At 44.8% G+C, this 2,855-nt stretch carries 3 protein-coding genes and 1 pseudogene; 2 read left to right on the forward strand and 2 right to left on the reverse strand.

Features of this window, described 5'->3' with window-relative positions:
* Positions 1-297: 297 nt before the first annotated feature.
* On the forward strand, positions 298-678 hold the full coding sequence (locus PX636_RS20010) for a cyclic nucleotide-binding domain-containing protein (RefSeq protein WP_002796058.1): 381 nt from the start codon (positions 298-300) through the stop codon (positions 676-678).
* A 29-nt stretch (positions 679-707) separates the two neighbouring features.
* Here PX636_RS20010 and fmt read toward each other — a convergent pair whose 3' ends face one another.
* Both fmt and pgeF read right to left on the reverse strand, forming a co-directional pair.
* On the reverse strand, positions 708-1,685 hold the full coding sequence (fmt, locus tag PX636_RS20015) for a methionyl-tRNA formyltransferase (protein WP_288118481.1): 978 nt from the start codon (positions 1,683-1,685) through the stop codon (positions 708-710).
* A 60-nt stretch (positions 1,686-1,745) separates the two neighbouring features.
* Positions 1,746-2,540, reverse strand: coding sequence for a peptidoglycan editing factor PgeF (gene pgeF / locus PX636_RS20020; RefSeq protein ID WP_288118483.1), 795 nt, complete (start codon positions 2,538-2,540; stop codon positions 1,746-1,748).
* Positions 2,541-2,701: 161 nt separating this feature from the next.
* Here pgeF and PX636_RS22945 point away from each other — a divergent pair.
* Positions 2,702-2,855 (forward strand): annotated as a pseudogene (locus PX636_RS22945) (DUF4351 domain-containing protein); the annotation flags it as partial.

Consider the following 2,855-nt stretch of genomic DNA (forward strand, 5'->3'; position numbering starts at 1 on the left):
ACTTGCTTTATACTTTATGTATAATGGGAATCCGTGCGCCCATATATATAGGGTTTTTGAGGGAAAATAAGAGAGAAAAAAATAGACTCAAAAATCGGGTTGGGTAGGAAGAGGATAAAGGTATGAAGACGGAAATTTTCTCTCCCCGACAAGGATTAAACAAAGCATTTCTGAGAGTCAAACCGAATCTTTGTCAGGTAGAGAAGTTTCAAGTATTCTTACACACAAAAACGATGATCGGGGAGTTCAATATATCGGAAAATGGGGGGGATAACCCAAAAAAATCATTGTTAAATCATGTTAAGTCCCGTAGAAACGATTAAAATTCTCGAAAATCATCCCGATCGCACTTTTCCAGCTGGTGAGGTTATTTTTGTCGATGGCACGGAGGGCGAGTTAATGTACGGTATTCTTAGCGGAGAAGTGGAGATGTATATCAAGGGGCAATTGATAGAAACTCTAGAAAAAGGGGATGTATTCGGAGCAGGAGCGCTCCTGCATGGGGATAAACTGCGAGAATCCACAGCTATTGCCAAAACTGATTGTAAATTAGCCTATCTCAATCAACCGCAGTTTTTATTTGCCGTGCAGGAAACTCCCATGTTTGCGATCGAAGTGTTAAGAAGTTATTCCGATCGCTTTCGCAAGTTGAAAAAAATCTTCACCGGTGAAGCATAGAGGAGCAAAGGAAAGCCATCCCCTGAAAACTATTGACCGAAAATCTCACCGATAGTTAAACGGGAACCATTAACCAAATCCCCACCAGAACGCGGTGATTTTCCCGATAATTGCACTTCTTTTAATAATAATAAACCCTCACCCGTCTGCACTACCGGCCCGAAATTTTTCCAGAGAGCCACGATCGATCCCACTTCTCCGCTTAGATGAGAAAGGTCTTTTGTCTGTAATTCTGGAGGAAGTTGACCGAGATCCTCTAGGGGAATAGTGGCCATCACTTTTAGGGGTTGTCCCCGGAAAGTGGTCAGCGCATGAGGATAAAAACCCCGGACTCGATCGTGAATTCTCCGGCCCGAATCTTGCCAGTTGATTAGATAGTCAGATTTTTGAATTAAAGGGGCATAGGTGGCATCGTCGTTATTTTGAGGAATTGGGGTAATTTCTGCTCGATCGAGCTTAGAGAGGGTTTCTAGGAGCAAATCCGCCCCCATTTGTCCTAGGGTTGCTCCCACCTGTTCGGCATTGTCAAAAAGAGCGATCGGGGTGTAGGCTTTCAGTAGCATCGGTCCGGTATCCATGCCCGCATCCATTAACATGGTGGTAATGCCGGTTTCTTTTTCTCCCCTAGCGATGCACCACTGCACGGGGGCTGCTCCCCGATATTTCGGTAAAATTGAGCCATGAACGTTAATACAGCCTAATCTCGGCATCTCTAGAATTTCTGGGGAGAGAATTTGCCCGTAGGCAACCACCACAAAGGCATCCACCCGCGATTGTCTGAGAAAATCTAAGGTTCGAGCGTTTTTTTTGACGCTTTTGGGCTGCAAAACCGGTATTTGCCGTTCTATGGCTATTTGTTTCACCGGTGAGGGGATTAATTGATTGCCCCTTCCCCGGCGCTTGTCCGGTTGGGTAACGACGGCAATTACTTCTATATCGGGATTGGCTAATAATTTTTTTAGGGTGGGAACAGCAAAAGTCGGGGTTCCGAAAAAAACAATACGCATGGGAGAGAGGGGATTTTTCAGTTATCAGTGAGCAGTAATCAGTGAATGTCCACCGAGTTATTAACGGCTAACTATGCCAGACCATTGAATTTTTTTGGCTTTTTCCCGACGATAGGAGAAAAAATGATCCTCTTGTTGATAGGTACAAAAAGGAGCGATCGCAATTTGTTCATCCCGAATTCCTAACTGTTGTAGTTGATGATAAATCACCCGTCGCACGTCTAAGCGCACTTTCCCTTTTTCCTCGTCAGCAAATAAGGGGGAGGGGGACAGGTTCAATAAATTCGCCAGAATTTGGTCGGGATTGGTTTCTTGGGGGAATAAACTTAAACCCACTTCTACGGCAACTTCTGCCTCTACTTGATACACTTCCCCGGCAATTGCCGGCCCCAGGGCCAGCACTAAGTTATCTAAACAACTACCTGAGTTTAATAACTGCTTTACTGCTTTGGGAACTATCCTTTTGGCCGTCCCTCTCCATCCAGAATGAATCGCCACCCCAACACCAGTAGAGCGATCACCTATTAGTACAGGCGTACAATCAGCACTGGCCACCCAAATCCCTTGACCGGAAGCATCGGTGATAATTCCATCCGCTTCGACAATTTCCGGGTTAGTAATCCCTTGGGGATTTAATAGGCGATCGCCATGTACCTGTTTGACGCGATAAACCGGTACATTTGCCCCCAGAGCAGCCGTAAAAGCTTCCGGGGTTTGGGGGTAATAATGACGGGTAAAAAAGCCGTGGGACCAGTCCTCTAGGAGATTACAGGTAAGATAGGGCAATCCTTGCCATATTTGCCATTGCCACAGAGAAGTCCCGGTTAATCGGACATCGATCGCTACATTGGTCACAGTCTAAACCTCTCTTGCTGCATTAATACCTCGTTCTTTCCTATCCTAGTTCTGAGCTTGGCAAACGGCAACCGGAAGATTATTTATATCTCCGGTAAAAATCAAAAATTGTTGTTAGGGTTAGGAGTCAGTAGCCAGTAGTCTCCGATCAGAAAAATAGTAGAGGAGGAACAAGAGAGAGAGCTATCGATGAATTAGAGAGATTATCACCGAATAATCCCCTAAAATCGGCTTCCTTAAACTTATTGTATAATTTGAGTAGAAATTTAGAAGCGTTATCGAAAAAAACACAGGAGGATAGGGAGTTTATTATGC

Source organism: Microcystis sp. M53598_WE2, assembly GCF_030067735.1.
Classification (GTDB): Bacteria; Cyanobacteriota; Cyanobacteriia; order Cyanobacteriales; family Microcystaceae; genus Microcystis; species Microcystis aeruginosa.

Excerpts from the sequence above, each read along its gene's own strand:
- fmt (WP_288118481.1), bottom strand. The coding sequence starts at position 1,685 with ATGCGTATTGTTTTTTTCGGAACCCCGACTTTTGCTGTTCCCACCCTA.
- PX636_RS20010 (WP_002796058.1), top strand. The coding sequence starts at position 298 with ATGTTAAGTCCCGTAGAAACGATTAAAATTCTCGAAAATCATCCCGAT.